2 protein-coding genes are annotated in these 1110 nt (G+C 35.0%); both read right to left on the reverse strand.

Annotation, left to right across the window (positions count from 1 at the left end; translation table 11 throughout):
- Positions 1 to 889, reverse strand: an 889-nt coding sequence (locus H5202_RS23035; RefSeq protein ID WP_443019474.1) for a hypothetical protein, incomplete at its 3' end; no start/stop codon positions are given.
- A 22-nt stretch (positions 890 to 911) separates the two neighbouring features.
- On the reverse strand, positions 912 to 1110 hold a 199-nt coding region (locus tag H5202_RS23040; protein WP_182774060.1), incomplete at its 5' end, for a type I restriction enzyme endonuclease domain-containing protein.

A 1110-nucleotide genomic window follows, 5' to 3' on the forward strand; every position in this document is an offset into this window, starting at 1 on the left:
GGTCAATATCTTCTATGCCTTTATCATACAAATAAGAAAGCTTATGTTTTGCAGCAAGATCTACAATAAAAGATGACAACTCAGCTCTTCTATCTATATAAACAAGAAGTGCATCAGCAATTGATTCATAAAATTTAGTCCACTTAAAGCGAATATCTTCTTCAGGCGTATTACCAAATCGCTCTTTCCAAAAATTATGATTCATGAACCTTTTATAATCTTGTTCTTGTTCATAAAAGGTAAAGTTTAAAAGCCCATTTGCTATCCATTCACCAGGTTCAACTTTCCATATGGTTTGCCTACCCGTATAAAAATACCACTCTCTCTGTTGTTGAGTTGACTGCTTCCACTCAACAGATATCAACTTCCCATCTTTTTTATTCTCGGTAACAACTCCAATAGCTTTGATGGCCATAACCGACACAGAATGGCCTCTACTCTCAAATGGTAGATTTTTTTTACGAGTGTAAGTGGATTTAATGGCAATTTTATCGCCAACTTTTATACTTTTTACTAGATGAGAATACTTTTCATCGTAACCATTTTCCCAAATACCTTGATCTAAAAATCTAGATGTTTGATCTTCATCATCCCAGTGAGCACCAACAAACCAACTTGGGCGCGAATCTTGAGAGTCTAGCTTTAAATAATTGATTAGGGCATCACGTAAATTCTGCTCGAAGACTTTGTTACTATTAATCCGCAGTATCATAAAATCGATATCTGCAAGAGTATCATGTCGTGAATGCCAATCAGGGTAAGTTGTAAGCTTTTCTAATTGAGGAAGCATGTCTATTGCATGTCTATCAACTTCAGCATCTATGATTGATTGGCTTGACTCTGATAATGCGGCACAAATCAATTCCCTGAGCTTTGCTTTATTTATCATTATTCCCTTAACCTTTAATTATTTATGAAGCTCTATTTATTTTAAAGTTTTCAGCTTGTTCAAAAATCTCTTTGTACACTTCATCACGGTCAATAGGAGGGTACCCCCATTCATCAAGTAATATGATTAAGTCAAAATGCAATTCAGCCTTAATATCATCCCGCTTGTTCCAATCGGTGTATTTAGCTTTATCATCAATAACTTTCTTCACTTCTTTAGCG

Source organism: Shewanella sp. SG41-4, from assembly GCF_014164505.1.
GTDB lineage: Bacteria > Pseudomonadota > Gammaproteobacteria > Enterobacterales > Shewanellaceae > Shewanella.